The organism is Youxingia wuxianensis (assembly GCF_014385085.1).
Classification (GTDB): domain Bacteria; phylum Bacillota; class Clostridia; order Oscillospirales; family Ruminococcaceae; genus Youxingia; species Youxingia wuxianensis.
This window is the reverse complement of sequence record NZ_JACRTD010000005.1, coordinates 41480-58030: the sequence shown is the minus strand read 5'-3', so window position 1 is coordinate 58030 and position 16551 is coordinate 41480. Positions and strand designations below refer to the sequence as shown.

At 46.8% G+C, this 16551-nt stretch carries 15 protein-coding genes; 1 reads left to right on the top strand and 14 read right to left on the bottom strand.

The genetic code is table 11. The features are described from left to right. Positions 1-3 precede the first annotated feature (3 nt). The 5 genes from H8705_RS07910 to H8705_RS07890 all read right to left on the bottom strand — a co-directional run bounded on the left by H8705_RS07910 (position 4) and on the right by H8705_RS07890 (position 5182). Positions 4-777, bottom strand: coding sequence for a hypothetical protein (locus H8705_RS07910; protein ID WP_262395299.1), 774 nt, complete (start codon positions 775-777; stop codon positions 4-6). A 13-nt stretch (positions 778-790) separates the two neighbouring features. Next, positions 791-1522 (bottom strand): cupin domain-containing protein, encoded by a 732-nt coding sequence (locus H8705_RS07905; protein WP_262395298.1) that lies wholly within the window; start codon positions 1520-1522, stop codon positions 791-793. A gap of 496 nt (positions 1523-2018) precedes the next feature. Continuing rightward, a complete protein-coding gene (locus H8705_RS07900) occupies positions 2019-3431 on the bottom strand; it encodes an ABC transporter substrate-binding protein (protein WP_262395297.1) in 1413 nt (470 codons plus the stop codon). Positions 3432-3443: 12 nt separating this feature from the next. Beyond that, positions 3444-4274 (bottom strand): carbohydrate ABC transporter permease, encoded by an 831-nt coding sequence (locus H8705_RS07895; RefSeq protein WP_262395296.1) that lies wholly within the window; start codon positions 4272-4274, stop codon positions 3444-3446. After that, positions 4274-5182 carry a carbohydrate ABC transporter permease gene (locus H8705_RS07890; RefSeq protein ID WP_262395295.1) on the bottom strand — a complete coding sequence of 303 codons (909 nt, stop codon included), beginning with the start codon at positions 5180-5182 and terminating at the stop codon, positions 4274-4276. Before H8705_RS07890 ends, H8705_RS07895 begins: the two co-directional genes overlap by 1 nt. A gap of 365 nt (positions 5183-5547) precedes the next feature. Between H8705_RS07890 and H8705_RS07885 the strand changes: the two genes are divergently transcribed. Then, positions 5548-7455 (top strand): sensor histidine kinase, encoded by a 1908-nt coding sequence (locus tag H8705_RS07885; RefSeq protein WP_262395294.1) that lies wholly within the window; start codon positions 5548-5550, stop codon positions 7453-7455. A gap of 159 nt (positions 7456-7614) precedes the next feature. Here H8705_RS07885 and truB read toward each other — a convergent pair whose 3' ends face one another. The 9 genes from truB to H8705_RS07840 all read right to left on the bottom strand — a co-directional run bounded on the left by truB (position 7615) and on the right by H8705_RS07840 (position 16545). Next, on the bottom strand, positions 7615-8508 hold the full coding sequence (truB, locus tag H8705_RS07880) for a tRNA pseudouridine(55) synthase TruB (RefSeq protein ID WP_262395293.1): 894 nt from the start codon (positions 8506-8508) through the stop codon (positions 7615-7617). Between the two features lie 64 nt (positions 8509-8572). Next, positions 8573-9529, bottom strand: a complete 957-nt coding sequence (locus H8705_RS07875) for a DHH family phosphoesterase (RefSeq protein WP_262395292.1) — start codon at positions 9527-9529, stop codon at positions 8573-8575. Between the two features lie 18 nt (positions 9530-9547). Next, positions 9548-9886: a 30S ribosome-binding factor RbfA gene (rbfA, locus tag H8705_RS07870; protein ID WP_262395291.1), complete on the bottom strand. Its 339-nt coding sequence runs from the start codon at positions 9884-9886 to the stop codon at positions 9548-9550. Between the two features lie 68 nt (positions 9887-9954). Further along, positions 9955-12447 carry a translation initiation factor IF-2 gene (gene infB, locus H8705_RS07865; RefSeq protein ID WP_262395290.1) on the bottom strand — a complete coding sequence of 831 codons (2493 nt, stop codon included), beginning with the start codon at positions 12445-12447 and terminating at the stop codon, positions 9955-9957. 87 nt (positions 12448-12534) lie between these two features. Next, positions 12535-12870 (bottom strand): L7Ae/L30e/S12e/Gadd45 family ribosomal protein, encoded by a 336-nt coding sequence (locus H8705_RS07860; RefSeq protein WP_262395289.1) that lies wholly within the window; start codon positions 12868-12870, stop codon positions 12535-12537. Continuing rightward, the gene (rnpM, locus tag H8705_RS07855; RefSeq protein ID WP_262395288.1) at positions 12863-13132 is read right to left on the bottom strand and encodes an RNase P modulator RnpM; all 270 of its coding nucleotides are present in this window, start codon (positions 13130-13132) and stop codon (positions 12863-12865) included. The genes H8705_RS07860 and rnpM overlap by 8 nt, the downstream gene beginning before the upstream one ends. Positions 13133-13168: 36 nt before the next feature. Continuing rightward, positions 13169-14230 (bottom strand): transcription termination factor NusA, encoded by a 1062-nt coding sequence (gene nusA / locus H8705_RS07850; RefSeq protein WP_262395287.1) that lies wholly within the window; start codon positions 14228-14230, stop codon positions 13169-13171. A 36-nt stretch (positions 14231-14266) separates the two neighbouring features. Further along, positions 14267-14749 (bottom strand): ribosome maturation factor RimP, encoded by a 483-nt coding sequence (locus H8705_RS07845; RefSeq protein ID WP_262395286.1) that lies wholly within the window; start codon positions 14747-14749, stop codon positions 14267-14269. A gap of 125 nt (positions 14750-14874) precedes the next feature. After that, complete coding sequence (locus H8705_RS07840) at positions 14875-16545, bottom strand: AMP-binding protein (RefSeq protein ID WP_262395285.1); 1671 nt, start codon at positions 16543-16545, stop codon at positions 14875-14877. Positions 16546-16551 lie beyond the last annotated feature (6 nt).

The following is a 16551-nucleotide window of genomic DNA, read 5'->3' as shown; positions in this document are numbered from 1 at the left end:
ACATCAGCTCAATTCAGAGAAGCTTCCGTTATAAATCTGGTGCATATAGTATTTCTGAAGATCCTCTTCGGTGAAATACTCAACCCATACATAGAACACTTCTTTGCCGGGTTTCGCCAGCAGTTTGTGATCTTTTCCAGCAAAAATGAAGCTCCAGTCGCCGGGCTTTTGTGCCACAGTAACATTATCCACCGTAAGATCAAAATCAGAATCGCCCAAGCAGTAGTTCCACTGATGAAGAAGCTTATGCCCTTTTTCATCGGTACCTTCGCCGATCGCCCGCACTACACCGATGGACACATGGCCGATCTGGAAAGGCTGAATGATGCTCCAGGAACAGGTATGAGGACCTTTGCAGTCCTGATCATACTGCACACCGTCGCTGTACAAGCTGAAAAATGGGAAATGCAGGCTCCATTTGGCATAAAACTCTTTGTCCCATTTGTTAAGCCCAAAGACACCCATGATATATTCCATATCTTCCACCGCATGTACCGTATACGGCGTGCGGTCAAAATCCGGAGCAAAAAACGCCGGTTCTGTGATATTGAACATCTCTTCATTGGTGGTAATATACCCTTTTTTCCCGTTGAAGATCAAAACAACAAATTTTTCTCCATCCAAAGCGGGAGAGACTTTACACCCGGCCTTCAGAGAACATCTGTAAAATTTGATGTCGCCTACTTCTTCCCCCTGGGGAAGCTCGCTCTGGGCATAGCCCTGAGCATCGTAATTTCTAGCGGCTTTGGCCGCCTCAGATAAAAATTCTACACTCATTGCGCTGCCCTCCTTAATAAACTCCTTTTTGACTTGTGTACAGTTCAACCCAAACATAATAGACTTCTTTGCCAGGACCGGCTACCAAACTATGGTCATAGCCTGCGGGGATAAAGCTCCAATCCCCTGCCTTATGGTTATATTTTTCATCTTCTACCGTCATTTCGAAGTCGGAATTTCCTACGCAGTAGTTCCACTGATGCACTTCATTGTGGGCTTTTTCCACTGTACCGGCGTTGGTTCCCCGGCAAAGTCCCATGGTGATTTTTCCCAGCCGTCCAAAGTCGCCGAACAAAATGGAGCGGGACTGCATTCCCGGAGTTTTACAATCTTGTTCATACCGGTAACACTGATTTACCGTGCGGAAGAAAGGAAGATGCACCCTGCATTCGCCGGCTCTGAAGCGATCATAGTCGTCCATTTCGCTGACGCACATTACAAATTCCAAATCTTCGATAGCATGGATTACATAGTCCCCTTTGTCAAAATTCGGGGCATAGAAACACAGGTCGTCAATTTTAAATCCGCCGGCGGTATCCGCGATATACCCTTTTCCTTTTCCGAAAATAAATACCACCGCTTTGTCGGCGTATTTCTCCATAGAAACATCGCTGCCCGCTTTCAAGAAATATTTATACGCTTTCAGCGGACCGTCGAAGCTTCCGGGAAGAAGTTCCACCTTCGCGACGCCCTTTTGGTCATAGTCGCGTACGATCTCCTCATCTTTTGCAATGTAGGCTTTCATATTTTTCCCCCTCTGCTGTTACTTGTTTTCAGCGCGGGACAATCCCTTTTGCTGTACCCGCACTCCTTTATTTTATCCCGGCCTCGCCGAGAGACCATCCTTTGAATATATCACTACATATCCGCTTATATGTAAGCGATTACATTTTTGGGGACGTTTTTTGGGAAAGCAAAATACTTTCCCCATAAGGTATAGACACATCATCTCTGTAAATCTTTTATATAACGTAAGCTTGCAGAGCTGTCAAAATTCATCTCAAAAATGTAACCCGTTACATAAATTATAAAATTAATTTCCGTCAATGTCAATGGTTTTTTATCGGTCAAGAAAATTTCATCGCTTTAAACAAAAATAGCTCGTATTTCTATCAACCTAGATCAAATCATTGCATCGGCGGAACAGAAAACAAGGGCTCCGCGCAAACGCTTTTTTGTCGGCGGAGCCCTGTATTCACTTAACAGCTATTTCGGCAGCAACCGAAATAGATCCTCAAAAATTAGTCGTAGTAGCCGTTAGCATAGTTGGTGAAAATTTCCTGATAACGTTTGCAGAAATCTTCACGGCTAATCTGCTGTCCAACATACAGAGACCAGAGCTCTTCCATGTCTACGCTCAGGATAGACGGCATAAACTCGTACATGGACTCGCTGCCTTTACCATCTTTCATCATCTGAACAACGTCCTGCGCGATGCAAGGAAGCTTATCAGAGATTTCCAGAGAAGTGATGGATGTCGGGCTGCCCATTTGTTCCTGATGCCATACACGGGCGTCTTCAGAAGAAACGATATAGGACAAGAACTCTTTCGCTGCTTTCAGATTCTTAGAATCTTTGTTAACGCTGGCAGCGATGGTCTGGAGCTGCATATGGTTTTTCTCTTTGTCATTGCTGATGGGCAGATAGCTCTGTTTGATGTAATCCATCAGTTTCGGGTTAACATCCATGATGTTCGGATATTCCCAAGAACCTTCACCTGTCAGCATAGCGCCCTCTTCAAGGAAGAACGCATTTCTCGCGGTCCACTTGTCAGTAGCAATTGCATTGGGCTGCGCATATTTGATCGCCAGATCATAGTAATCCAACTGATCGTTCAGATCCGGGTCGTTGACCAGATCCATATCTTCGCCAGCAAGTAATTTGTCCAAGAAGTCCATGCCAGCGCCTTCTTTGTTGCCCAACCAGGTCGGTCCAACCCAGTTAAACAGGTTCAGATAAGTTTCCGCCCACTGATGCAGGAACGGCTGAATTCCTTTTGCCTGCAGGTCTTCACACAGCTGCGCAAGTTCGTCGCGGGTTTCCGGAACACGGTCCCAACCAGCTTCGCCCAGCAAACGCATGTTGTAGAGGATACCAGTACCTTCTACGTAGATCGGCATAATCAGCATACCATAGTCATCACACTGACCAATGGCAACCTGATCTTCGGTCAACAGACCATAAGCTTCACAGTCGGTGCTCAGGTCTGCCCAGTACGGCCACCATTCAGCCATACCAGCGCCGTAGCTGCTTCCCATGATGTCCGGCAGTTCGCCAGAAGCCAAAGCAGCTTTCAGCAGATCGTTGTAAACGTCACTGCTGGGGAAAGTAGCGTCAATCGCTTTAATTTCCGGATGAGTCGCCATATACTTCTCGATAAGTACATCAAAGTTATCGGTCCACTGACCCAAGGGCATCATTACCGTTAAAGTAATGGAACCGTCCGCCGGTTTCTCTTCCTCTGCAGGGGCCGCATCGCCGCTAGCAGCAGAATCATCCGCAGGCGCTGAAGGTGTGCTGGCCTCTTCGCCGCCACACGCAGCAAAGGAGAACAACATCGCCATCGCCAATAGGATAGCTAATACCTTTTTCATTTTTCTTACCTCCTGTTTTTGACGTTTCATATAATAAGCGCTTCCAGCGCTAGGAAACAACCTAAAAACATCTTAGCCTTTTACCGCACCGGCGGTAACGCCGTCCAATACCTGCTTCTGGGCAATAATAAAGAAGATAAACAGCGGCAGGATTGACAAGGAAACCGCACCCAGGGCCACATCCCATGCAAAGAACGCTTCATTAAACAAAGACTGCATGGCGATCTGGATGGTACGCATATCCTTTTTGGTAAGGATGAACTGAGTCATCAAGTAGTTGTTCCAGTAATCGATGATATTCAGACACGCCACTGTGAAGATCGTCCCTTTGATCAGCGGGAATACAATCTGCCAATACACTTTCAGCGGACCGCATCCGTCAATACGGGCGGATTCTTCAATTTCATAAGGCACGGATTTCACCGCACCGGCGGTGAGGAACATGCTCATAGGCGTGGAGAACACCCAGTTACTCACAATAACCCCCATCAGATGGTTTCCCATATTCAAAAGGCCGATCATTTTCGCATAGGTAATCATAATTCCCTGGAAGGGGATCGCCATACCAGCGATAATCAAGAAATACACACTATTAGTAAACTTATTTGGATGCCGGACAATCCAGTACCCCAGCATGCTGGCGAATACCACGCTGCCCACGTTAGAAAATATCGCGATAATCAAGGTGTTCTTAAATGAATTGGCAAAATCCAGCCTGGTCCAAGCCTCAATATAGTTGTTCCAGGTAAAATCAATCGGGAACGCAGTAATATCAGCGGCAATTTCCGGATAGGGTTTAAAGGAGTTTAGGATAGTCATGTAAAGAGGCATTACAACCGCTACTGCACTTATAATAAGGATAAGCAAATAGATAAACGTCGTAACTCGTTTTTCACGTTTCATTATTGCTCAACCTCCTTCCGTGAGGTAAGGATAACCTGCAGTATGGTAATGGCTACAACTACAAGCACGAAGATAGTCGACTTGGCCGCGCCGTAAGCCATCTGGTTGGTTCGGAAAGCAGTCGCATAGATGTTCATGGTGGCACCTTCTGACAACCTGAACGGATTACCACTTGTCAAAGAGATATTGGTATCATACAAAAGCATCGCCCAGTTGATACCGATAAACAGGCATCGTGTAATAGAAGGCATGAGCATCGGAATGATAACATCTTTAAGTATCTGGCCCTTTTTCGCTCCGTCAATGGTGGCCGCTTCAATCAGAGTATCCGGGATAGAAGCGAAGCCCGCACTGTAAATGAGCATCAGGTAACCAGAAAGAGTCCAGGTGAATACAATAACCAACGCCCAGAAAGAGGACGATTCGGTGGAAAACCAATCCTGAGCGAACCAAGAAAGTCCGGTAGCTTTACCGAATTGTACAAACACTTCTTGGAAGATAAATCTCCACAAGAAACCGAGGATTACACCGCCGATGATACGGGGCAGAAAGATAAGCGCTCTCCAGAAGTTTCTAAATGGAATATCGTGAGAAAGTATGTAGGACCACACAAACGCAATCAGGTTAGAAAAAATTACCGTAAAGAAAGAGAACTTAATCGTAAACCACATGGAGTACCAGTATTTTTCATCTCCAAAGGTTTTGATATAGTTTTTCAGTCCTACCATGTTAAAAGACGAACTGATACCATTCCAGTCGGTAAAAGAGTAAAAAACTTCCCCTATGAACGGAATGATAAACAAAAGCAAATACAATATAATCGTTGGTCCCATAAAGATCGCATAGTAAGGCAACTGCTTATAATTGTTTCGCTTTGCAGATGGATTTACATTGCCTTGTTTTTTCAAAAACCTTCCCCCCTCAAGCACAAAAGCTTAGTCACTGTCCTTTATATGTTAAATTATATGGCTTGCCTCATAAAATGAAAACGTAATATTTTGCGCCTTAGGTGGACGATTTTGACTATTTTTTTATATTCTTTAAAATAATACTAGTCATTTTGCTGAACATTTTAATATTTTTTTGGGAATAGATGTCTGAATTATTAACATAAAGGGAGTTTTTTCGTCATTTTGTCAAACACCGCCTTCTCATTCTTGACATATTCCTTCCCTTCTCTTACAATTCAAATAGAACTATTGTTACGGGCCCGCGGGCCCGTAACTCCTTTTGCGGCAAAAGGAGTTTTTATTATTTTAAAGGAGGTTAAACGATGACAAAACCTTTCCGAAGCATCAGTATTCGTCTGGTAACCCTCCTTATTGTTTCTACTATCGTGCCTATTTTATTTTGTTCTTTGATTTTCTATCGTACCATGCGGGATTATTCTATGAATCGTTACCTGGTGCAGGCTGAATCCACCATGGACGTTTCCGTGCAAAACATTTCACATTATGTTTCTACCTGCGTTTCCGCCTCCCGGGGGATATACATGAACTCCAATCCTACTAATGCGGCCCTCAAGGTGCTCACCTACGGAAATCATTCCTCCGTACTTCTTTCCCAGGATACCGAGCCTATCTTTTCCTATCTGTTCGGCATTTACGCCTCTACTCCGGATGCAGTACAGATACGTCTGCTCTCTTACCGCATGGAAAAATCCTTCCTTATCGTGAGCAAGGATTTCCAGCGCTCGGTAATGTCTGTGGACCTTTCCGAGCAGGGGCCTGTCCCAGAATTTGTAGCTTTTAACCAAGCGTACATCGAACCCACTCACCCCAAAAATTCCTATGGCCATCTGATTCATTATTCCACATTAGAGAAAAAAACTCCGTCGGAATCTGTCTTTACAATTTGGATTCCTATTTATAATCTTCCTTTTGCCAAAGATCCTATAGGCGTCTTGGCGGTGGATATCTCCAATGAATTTATCGAGCAGAACTGCCGATTTGCTTATGACAGCGATGAAGCGGTATATGTTTTGGATGAAAATTCTACCGTAATCGCCAGTACGGTTTTTCCGGAAAGCGCCAGCAGCAATCTCACGCTAAGTTATCAGCCTATGCCGGAAGACGTCACTTTTACTTATGAATTTCAGGGAGATATGTTAATTCTAAGAAAGAATTTCAGCTCGGAACTTTTCTCCTGGCAGGTGATAAAAACTCTGCCTGCCAATACGGTGTATGGGGACGTCAATATCCTGTTGACTACGTTTATGGCCGTATTTTCTGTGGGGTTAATTACTGCGGCTATCCTGAATTCTTTGACAGTGCTGCGGTACACCATTCCTATGAGAAAGGCCGCTTCTTACATTTCAGGAGTAGACAGCAAGAAAAAAGGCGGCATTGATTTCCAGCTTTCGGATTACGTAGCTTATCCCCATAACGATGAATTTAGTACATTGCTTAACTCGTTTGAGGATATGCTGCACTCTATCAACAAGTATAAAATTCGTCAGTACGAATTGGAGATAACTAACAAAAATACCGAATTGAATATGCTCCAAGCGCAGATTAATCCCCACTTTGTATATAATACCCTTCAGTGTCTGGCCACCAATGCTTTAAAAACCAATAATTATGAGCAGTATGATTTTATCTCTTCTTTCGGACAGATGCTGCAATATGCTATGGACATGAAGCATCCCGTGGTCACCTTAAGGGAAGAGCTCAACTATGTACAGAGATATGTCTCTCTGCAAAAGATGCGGTTTAAAAATGAGGATAGTATTACCCTGAATATTGATCCCCATGTGGAAGATGCGGCTCTTCCTAAAATGACTCTCCAGCCCCTGGTGGAGAACTCTATTTCGCACGGCCAGGTCTTTAACCACCCGGGAAGTATGCTTAAGTGCAGCGCCTGGCAGGAGGGAAACTTTGTCATTATTGAAATCGTTGACAATGGTATTCCTATTTCTCCCAAGGACTGTAAGCGTCTGCAAGCGGCCTTTCAGTCTTATCAGCAACGCTTTGATTCCCGGTCGTACACCTTCCAACGGCTGGAAGAATTATCTATCGATTCCAAAACAGTGCAGGAGGATACGGAGCGTCCGCATATCGGTTTGGAAAATGTTTATATGCGCCTGCTTCTCAATTTTGGCTCTGAAAGCTCTATGGAGCTGTTTCCCAATGAGTTTTCCGGAACCACAGTTCGGTTGAGGGTTCCCTATCGTCAACTATAAAGCTAAAATTTTATCGCTTCATACAGAAATTCCAAAATTGTTTCCCTATTGGCCTGTTATACTCTGGGGCAGCCTCATAAGCGGCCGGCAGAAAACCAGGCGATCTAATAATACCAACGAAAAGCCGGCGGGAAAACTTAGTTTTCCCGCCGGCTTTATTTATACAGTTAACGTAAACAGCTTTGTCATTTTAAAGTTTCCTTCGTTTACTGCGGCAGTTCCAAGAAATACGCCGCTTTGTGTGTATACTGCCAGCATTTCCTTCGTATCTGGGCAGTCCACCCTATCCGCGTCGAGGATGATCCCATTAAGGACCATTTTTGTCTGGACGTCAGTGAGATGGGCGCAGGGCAAAGAGGCGAACGCCTCTTTGATCGGCAGCATTACGCTGCCTAGCTGTCCGTGATCGGACAGCTCCTGCGCCCTTTCCAGCGTAATGCACTGTTCCAGTGTAAAACCGGCCGCCATGGTCCTGCGAAGACGGGTCAGCGTAGCTCCGCAGCCCAATTTTTTGCCCAAATCATCGACAAGAGCACGGATATAAGTTCCTTTAGAACAATGTACCTCCATCTGATAACAATGCTCCGCCGGATCCACCGGTGAAACATTCAGCGAATGTATGGTCACCGGCCGCGCAGGACGCTTTACTTCTACCCCTTGCCGTGCAAGGCGGTACAGCTTCTGCCCGTCAATTTTAACCGCGGAATACATGGGCGGCACCTGCATAATATCTCCTGTAAATTGCGCCGCCGTATCTACCACCTGTTCAAGTGTACAGTCTACCGGCCAGCGCCCGGTTACTGTCCCAGTAATATCCTGAGTATCCGTAGTATATCCTAGCTGAAACCACGCAAGGTAGCATTTGTCCTGCCGGGGAAGAATATCGCACGCCTTAGTACCCCGTCCAAAAAACAGCGGCAGCACACCGGTAGCCATAGGGTCCAGGGTTCCCGCATGGCCGATTTTTCTGGTTTTTGTAATTCCACGCATCTTTGCAACCACATCAAACGAGGTAAATTCCTGCGGTTTATCAATACATATGATTCCATCCATAGGCATCTTTTCTCTCCTTTCAGAGGGATAAGTAGAAAACAGGGCGGCCGAACCGCCCTGTTTTTTAAAATGCGTCTTTCAACTGCTCTATAATTTTCTTTTTCACCTGAACAAGGGTCCCTTCTACTGTGCAGCCTGCCGCACGGGCATGACCGCCTCCCCCCAGTCGAACGCAAATTCGGGACGCGTCAACATATTCTGACGTCCTCATGGACACTCGATAGGTCCTTGCGCCTTTCTGGCGCAAAGTCACCGCCACTTCTACCCCTTCAATTTGGCGAGGTATGGCGGAAACTCCCTCCAGCTCTTCTTCCGAAACGCCGGTGGTTTTCACCATTTCATCGGAGATCACGATTACAGCACACCGCTTGTCATAATAATATTCCAAAGTTTCCATGATCAGTTTTTCTACTTCCATACGAGCTACGGATTTGGTTTCAAACATCAATTTATTGATCCCATATGCATCCACGCCATATTCCATCATCCTGGCAGCCAGGTACATGGTTTCAGCGGTAACATTGGAGTAGCGGAAACATCCGGTGTCCGTAGCAAGCCCCGTATAAATGCAGGTTGCCATAAGCAGATCTATTTTAACTCCCAGCCCGTCAATGACTTTGCTGATTAGCTGGACTGTCGCCGCCGCCTGTGAATCCAACACCAGGTTTTTCGCATAATGGGTGTTGGAGGGATGATGGTCGATACACAAATCCACTCGATCTTTGTATTTTTCCGTTTTTTTACCCAGCAGCTGAGTATCCGCGATGTCCACCGCTACAATCATCCCCGGAGTAAACTGTTCCTGTTTATCCGGATCAAATCCATCTTGATACATAAACCCATACCGGGAGGGAAACCCGTCAGAACATTCAATCCGGGTTCTTTTTCCCAGCTTTTCCAAGGCATATTTCAGAGAAAAACCACTGCCTAAGGTGTCCCCGTCTGGTTTTTGATGGGATAGAATCAGGATATCGTCCCCTTTTTTCAGAAGGTCGCATGCCTTAGAAACATCAATGATCATAAAAAGCCCAGTCCTTTTCTATTTCAGGTCGTTTAACATCTTGGAAATATCCGCGCTGTGTTCAATAGAGTTATCTGCAATAAACTTAAAATCAGGCACTTTGCGCAGCTTCATCCTGCTGTTCAGCTCATGCTTAATAAATCCGGAAGCGCTGGTCAAACCTTGCACCGCCCTCTTTGCCGCTTCCAGTCCATCCATAGAACTGATATATACCTTACAGTGAGACATATCTCCGGACAGATCCATTTTCACAATACTGATTAACCCTGTAATTCTTGGATCTTTAAGAGAGCGCATAATATCGGTAAGTTCGCGCTTAATATCTTCCCCGGTTCTGGAGATTTTAAATGATGACATTAAAATCCCTCCTTCTTTATCACATACAAGAAAGGCAGCCGCCTTTCTTGTCACTATTGTGATATTTTTTAGTCGCGGTATTCTTCAATTTCATAAGCCTCAAATATATCCCCTTCTTTGAGGTCATTAAATCTCTCCAAAGCCATGCCACATTCAAAGCCCTTGGCCACTTCTTTTGCATCGTCTTTGAAACGTTTTAAGCTGCTGAGCTTATCATCCGCAATAATAATACCGTCACGGACGATACGGATATTGGCAGTCCTGGTGATCTTACCGGAAACCACATAGCCGCCGGCAACTGCACCAACACTGGATATCTTGTAAACCGCGCGTACTTCCGCACGTCCCAGCTCCACTTCACGAGTTTTCGGCGCCAACATACCCTTCATAGCGCTTTCCACATCGTTGATCGCATCATAAATGATACGGTACATTCTCATTTCGACCCCGTCCCGTTCCGCGTTTTCCTGTGCAATCGGATCTGGACGGACGTTAAACCCAACAATAATTGCGTTGGAAGCATTAGCGAGCATGACGTCGGATTCGCTTACCGCGCCCACAGCGCCATGGATTACTTTTACCCTTACCTCATCGTTGGACAGTTTCTCCAGAGACTGTTTTACCGCTTCCACCGAACCTTGTACGTCTGCTTTTACGATAATCGGCAGCTCTTTAATATCCCCTTGGGAAATATGGCTAAACAGGTTATCCAACGTAACTTTTTCGTAGGAATTAAACTGTTCTTCTTTTGCCTGCTGTTTTCTTTTTTCCACCAATTCTTTGGCCAAACGCTCATCTTCTACCGCGTTAAATACATCGCCCGCAGATGGTACGTCGCCCAAGCCAGTGATCTCTACCGGAGTGGACGGGCCAGCGGTTTCCACCTTCTCGCCCCTGTCGTTGAGCATTACCCTTACACGGCCGATAGCTGTGCCGGCAATTACGATATCTCCGGAATGAAGGGTGCCGTTTTGCACCAGAATGGTAGCAACCGGCCCCCTGCCTTTATCCAATTTTGCTTCGATAACCGTACCCTTGGCCATCTTATCCGGATTAGCCTTCAATTCACTGGTATCCGCAACCAGCTGAATCATTTCCAAAAGCTCTGGGATACCCTGCTGCGTTTTTGCAGAGACCGGGACGCAGATCACATCGCCGCCCCATTCTTCCGGAACCAGTTCATATTCGGTCAGTTCCTGTTTTACCCTGTCCGGATTGGCTTCCGGCTTATCCATCTTATTGATAGCTACGATAATGGAAACCCCCGCCGCTTTGGCATGATTGATGGCTTCCACCGTCTGAGGCATAATACCGTCGTCGGCCGCAACTACCAGAACAACAATATCCGTTACCTGTGCGCCCCGGGCACGCATAGATGTAAACGCCGCATGTCCCGGAGTATCCAGAAAGGTAATATTTTTGTTATTTACTTTTACCTGATACGCACCGATATGCTGGGTAATGCCTCCCGCTTCTCCATCCGTCACATTGGCGTTGCGGATAGCGTCCAAGAGAGAGGTTTTACCATGGTCAACATGGCCCATTACCACTACTACCGGACTTCTTTCCTGCAGGTTTTCATCCGCGTCCTGGGTCTCGTCAAACAACCGTTCTTCGATGGTGACTACCACTTCTTTTTCTACCTTTTTAGCTCCAATTTCTATCGCTACCATAGAAGCGGTATCAAAGTCAATAATATCGTTGATCGTAGCCATTACTCCCAGGCCCATCAAACGTTTGATAATTTCCGCCGACTGTACCTTTAATTTAGCGGCTAAATCCCCTACGGTAATCTCTTCCGGAAGGACCACTTCCAGTTTCTGCCGGCGTTGACGCTCCAGCTCTAGTTTACGAAGTTTAGCGTCCTCTTTTTCTTTTCTGGACATGATGGGTTTTCCCCGGCGGGCGGCGCTGCGTTGGGTAAGCTTCTGTTTTTGCGCAGCTACATCTCCCCGGCTGCCCAATTTGCTGGACGCCAGGTTATCGTATTTTTCGTTGTATTTTTCCATCTCCACCTGAGTAGACCCCGCACGCATATCCACTGTAGTTACCGCACGCTGACGAGGTTTGTTGGGAACGGTATTACTGCTGTTGTTTTGCACTTGCTGCGCCGGACGCTGTCCCTGCGCCGGGCGATTTTGCGCCGGCTGAGCGGGGCGGGACGCCTGAGGCGCCGCCGGACGCTGCCCCTGAGGGGCGGCAGCAGCCGCAGGACGGTTCTGAGCCGGGGCCGGCTGCGCAGCGGCAGGACGGTTTTGCGCCGGCTGGGCTTTGGGGGCGCTGGGCTGAACGGAAGTCTGCGGAACAGGGGGCGTATTGGGCGCTTTGCCCTGACCTTTTGCCTCCTGTTTTCTACGGGCGCCCTCCGCAAAATATTCGTCAAAGTTTTCTACTTTATTTTCATTGGTATAATGATTTAATATTACACTCAATTCCTGCTCATTCAGAGCCGTCATGCTCTTTTTTTCTGTATCAAAGTATTTTCCCAACAGGTCAACTACTTCTTTGCTCTGCAGGCCCAAATCTTTTGCGACCTCATGTACTCTATACTTTTCTATCATAAATTCGTTCCTCCTTATTAACCGGTATCCTCGATTTGCTGTGGGTTTGCTTCCCCCAGCAAACCGTGCGGGAGAAGTCAGAACTCGCTATTTTTTCATTTTGCTGTCCTGGGGATTGTCTTCCGGGGAACAAAGGCTGCAGATCATTTTACAAAACCCTCTGTCCTCCACTGCGAATATTCCGCATTTTCTTCCCGCTACGCTCCACAATTCTTCCATGGTCACGGGAAGCCGCGCCACTGGGACTTGGTTCTCCTGGCAGATATATTGCATCTGCTGCTGGGAACGCTCGGACAAATCGCTGCATAAAAGCACCACGTCCGCGTTTCCATATTTAACTTCTTCCTTGACAACATCAAATCCCATCTTTAGTTTCCCCGCTTTTCTACATAAGGAGATGGCGGAAATCAGTTTGCTATTCACTGTTTTTCATCTCCTCCTCCAAGCGGTCATAAACCTCGGCGGGAATAGCGCAGTCCAGCGCGCGTTCCAACCGGCGTGCTTTTCTAGCTTTTTTCAAACATTCGGAATTAGGACACAGATATGCGCCCCGCCCGGACTTTTTCCCGGTTAAATCCAGCAGGATCTCTCCTTCCGGCGTACGTACCACCCGTACCAGTTCCCGTTTTGGCTTGTGCTCACTGCATCCGGAACACATTCTGATAGGCACCTTTTTTTGCTGCATAAATTCCTCCTGTAAAAAGCCTGAGTATGGGATCTTTTATTCCTCTTCCCCGTAAAATCCGCTTTCCGGCTTAATATCAATCTTCCAGCCGGTAAGCTTTGCCGCAAGGCGTGCGTTCTGGCCTTTGTTGCCAATAGCCAAAGACAGCTGATGGTCAGGTACTGTCACCTTGCATACTTTCGTCCCTTCTGGGTCCACTTCCACTGAAAGCACATCCGCCGGCGACAACGCCGCAGCGATAAACTCCGCCGGGTCGCCAGAGTATTTTACAACATCAATTTTTTCCCCGCCCAATTCATCCACAATGGCGGAAACACGCTGTCCCTTAGGTCCAATACAAGCGCCTACCGGGTCCACATTCTCATCGTTGCTCCACACGGCGATTTTGGTCCTGGATCCCGCCTCTCTTGAAATAGATTTCACTTCAATGGTTCCGTCGAAAATCTCCGGTACCTCCATCTCAAACAAACGCTTTACCAACCCTGGGTGGGTACGGCTGATCATTATCCGGGGACCTTTCTCCCCATTGACCACGTCAACCACATATACTTTAATCCGCTCGCCGTCCTTCAGCTCCTCCCCGGGCACCTGCTCGCTTTTCGGCAGGATCGCCTCGGATTTTCCAATCTCCAAGGTAACATTTCCTTTTTTGGGATCGGTTTTGATCACGGTAGCAGTTACAATATCATGCTGGCGGCTGGAATATTCCGCAAACAGCTGTCCCCGCTCTGCTTCCCGGATTCCCTGACGGATGACATGCTTGGCTGTCTGGGCGGCGATACGTCCAAACTGTTTGGTATCCAACGCGATCTCCACTTTGTCTCCCACGGTAGCGCTGCTGTCATATTTTCTCGCTTCCTCCGGCAGGATTTCCAGCGCCGGGTCCTCAATCTCATCCACTACCACCTTGCGGATAGCCACATAAAATTTGCCTGTATCCGGGTCGATCTCTACAATATCGTCATCACTGGAACCCACATCTCTGCGGATGGCATTTCCAATGGCCGTTGCTATTTTTTCTGCCAGAAGCTTGGCAGGGATTCCTTTTTCTTTCTCAAGCAAAGATAATGCTTCAAAAAATTCGCTGTTGCTATTCATTTTCCGGTAGCCTCCATTTTATTGTTATTACGTCTGCTAAAATTCAACATACAATTTCACATAAGCGGTTTCATTTAACGAAACCTGCATTTCCAAATTCTCTTCCAGCAAAATGGTAATGGTGTTTCCATCGTCGCTAATCCCCAGCAGTTCTCCGACAAACTCCCGAACGCCTTCCACCGGCCGGATAAGTTTCACCAGAACCTGCTGGCCTGCATATTTTTTAAAGTGCCAGTCTTTTGTCAGTTTCCTCTCAATACCCGGAGAGCTTACCTCAAGATAATAGCTCTGGGAGATAGGGTCCGCTTCATCTAAAAGGGTATCCACTCTGCGGCTGAACGTCTCGCAGTCGTCGATAGTCACTCCGCCGTCCTTGTCGATGTAATACCGCAGATACCAAGATGTTCCCTCCTTTTCAAAGGTCACATCCCACAAATATACCCCCAATTCCTGAGCCAGTTCCTGGGCCAACTGGGTGCATACGAAGACGGTATTTGGCTTTTTGCCGCTCCCTGCCATTCCCTAAAATCCCTCCATACATAAACGAAAGAGTGAGGTTTTCCTCACTCTTTCCATCGTCTTGTTATCTTACTACTAAAATAGTATAGCACAGTCCTTCTTTAATTGCAAGTAGTATTGCATTTTTACTGTTTTTTTCGGTCTTCCTCGCGGATCTGTCCCCGGCGAATTTTGCCGCTCATAGTTTTGGGAAGCTCTTCCACAAATTCCACAATACGGGGATATTTATAAGGAGCCGTTTCTTTTTTCACATGGCTTTGGAGTTCTTTTTTCAGCTGATCAGAAGGAGTAAAACCACGGGCCAGCACTATGGTGGCCTTAACCACCTGACCTCTTACCGGATCAGGCGCGGCGGTTACTGCACATTCCAATACGCTGGGATGGGTCATCAATGCGCTTTCTACCTCAAAAGGTCCAATTCGGTAGCCGGAGCACTTAATCACATCGTCGTTGCGTCCTACAAACCAAATATAGCCATCTCCGTCCCGCCAGGCGGTATCCCCGGTGGAATACATATTATCGTAAAAAGACGCGGCATTTGCCTGAGGTTCCTTATAATATTCCACCAGCAGGCCCGGCGGATGGTACTTGTCCAAATTTTTCACCACAACTGTGCCTACGATACCGTCTTCACAGCTTTCTCCGTTCTCATCCACAATATCCAGATCATACAAAGGAGAAAACTTCCCGGTGGAACCTGGTTTGATTGGAAACCAGGGGAAATTTGCGATAATAACCGTGGTCTCCGATTGGCCGAATCCTTCGGTCAACTCCAGCCCGGTGGCCTCTTTAAATTTATTGAATACTTCCGGGTTGAGGGGTTCGCCGGCAATAGTGCATTTCTTTAAGCAGGACAGGTCGTATTTGGACAGGTCCTCCTTAATTAAAAACCGATAAACCGTGGGAGGCGCACAGAAGGTGGTGGGCTTGAGATATTCAATCGTTTTGAGCATATGGTGAGGATCAAATTTTCCTTCCGTATCATAGGCTACGATTACTGCTCCGCAGATCCACTGGCCGTAAATCTTGCCCCAGCCAAACTTGGCCCAGCCGCTGTCGGCGGATACAAAATGCAGTCCGCCTTCCTGCACCTGATGCCAATAATTGGCGGTGGTAATATGGCCTAAAGGATAAGCGTAATCGTGTACGATCAGTTTGGGCATCCCGGTAGTACCGGAAGTAAAATAGCCAAGCATCAGGTCATGGACATTGGTGCTTTCTTCTCCTACGGGGCGGGGAAACTCCTTGCTGCAGGCTGCTACCTCCTTGCGGAAGTTGATGCAGTCCTCCGGAATATTTCCCCCCACCACCGCCACATGCTCCAAACTCGGACATTGGGAGCGCACCTGGCGGATATTGTAAAGAAGCTCATCCTCATCAATACAGGTGATCATTTTTATCCCCGCTTTATTGCAGCGGTACTCAATATCATGAGGCATCAGCTGGAAGGTGGCTGGGATAACAATCGCCCCAATACGATGCAGGGCGATCATGCAAATCCAGGCCTCTACCCGCTGTTTTAAGATTAAAAGTACAAAATCACCTTTTTTAATTCCCTTCGCTTTATAAAAATTCGCCGCCTGGTTGGAACGCTCCATCAGGTCGTAGAAGCTCAGGCGTTCTTCCTGAAAATCATCGTTGACCCATACCAAAGCGGGCTTATTTTTATCCTGTTTGGCCCAGTCGTCAATAATATCGTAAGCAAAGTTAAAATCCTCTGGGATGGTTAATTTATAGTTGGCTTTAAAATCCTCGTAGCTGTCAAACTGCACACGGGGAAGGTATTTTTCTAACATAGGCTA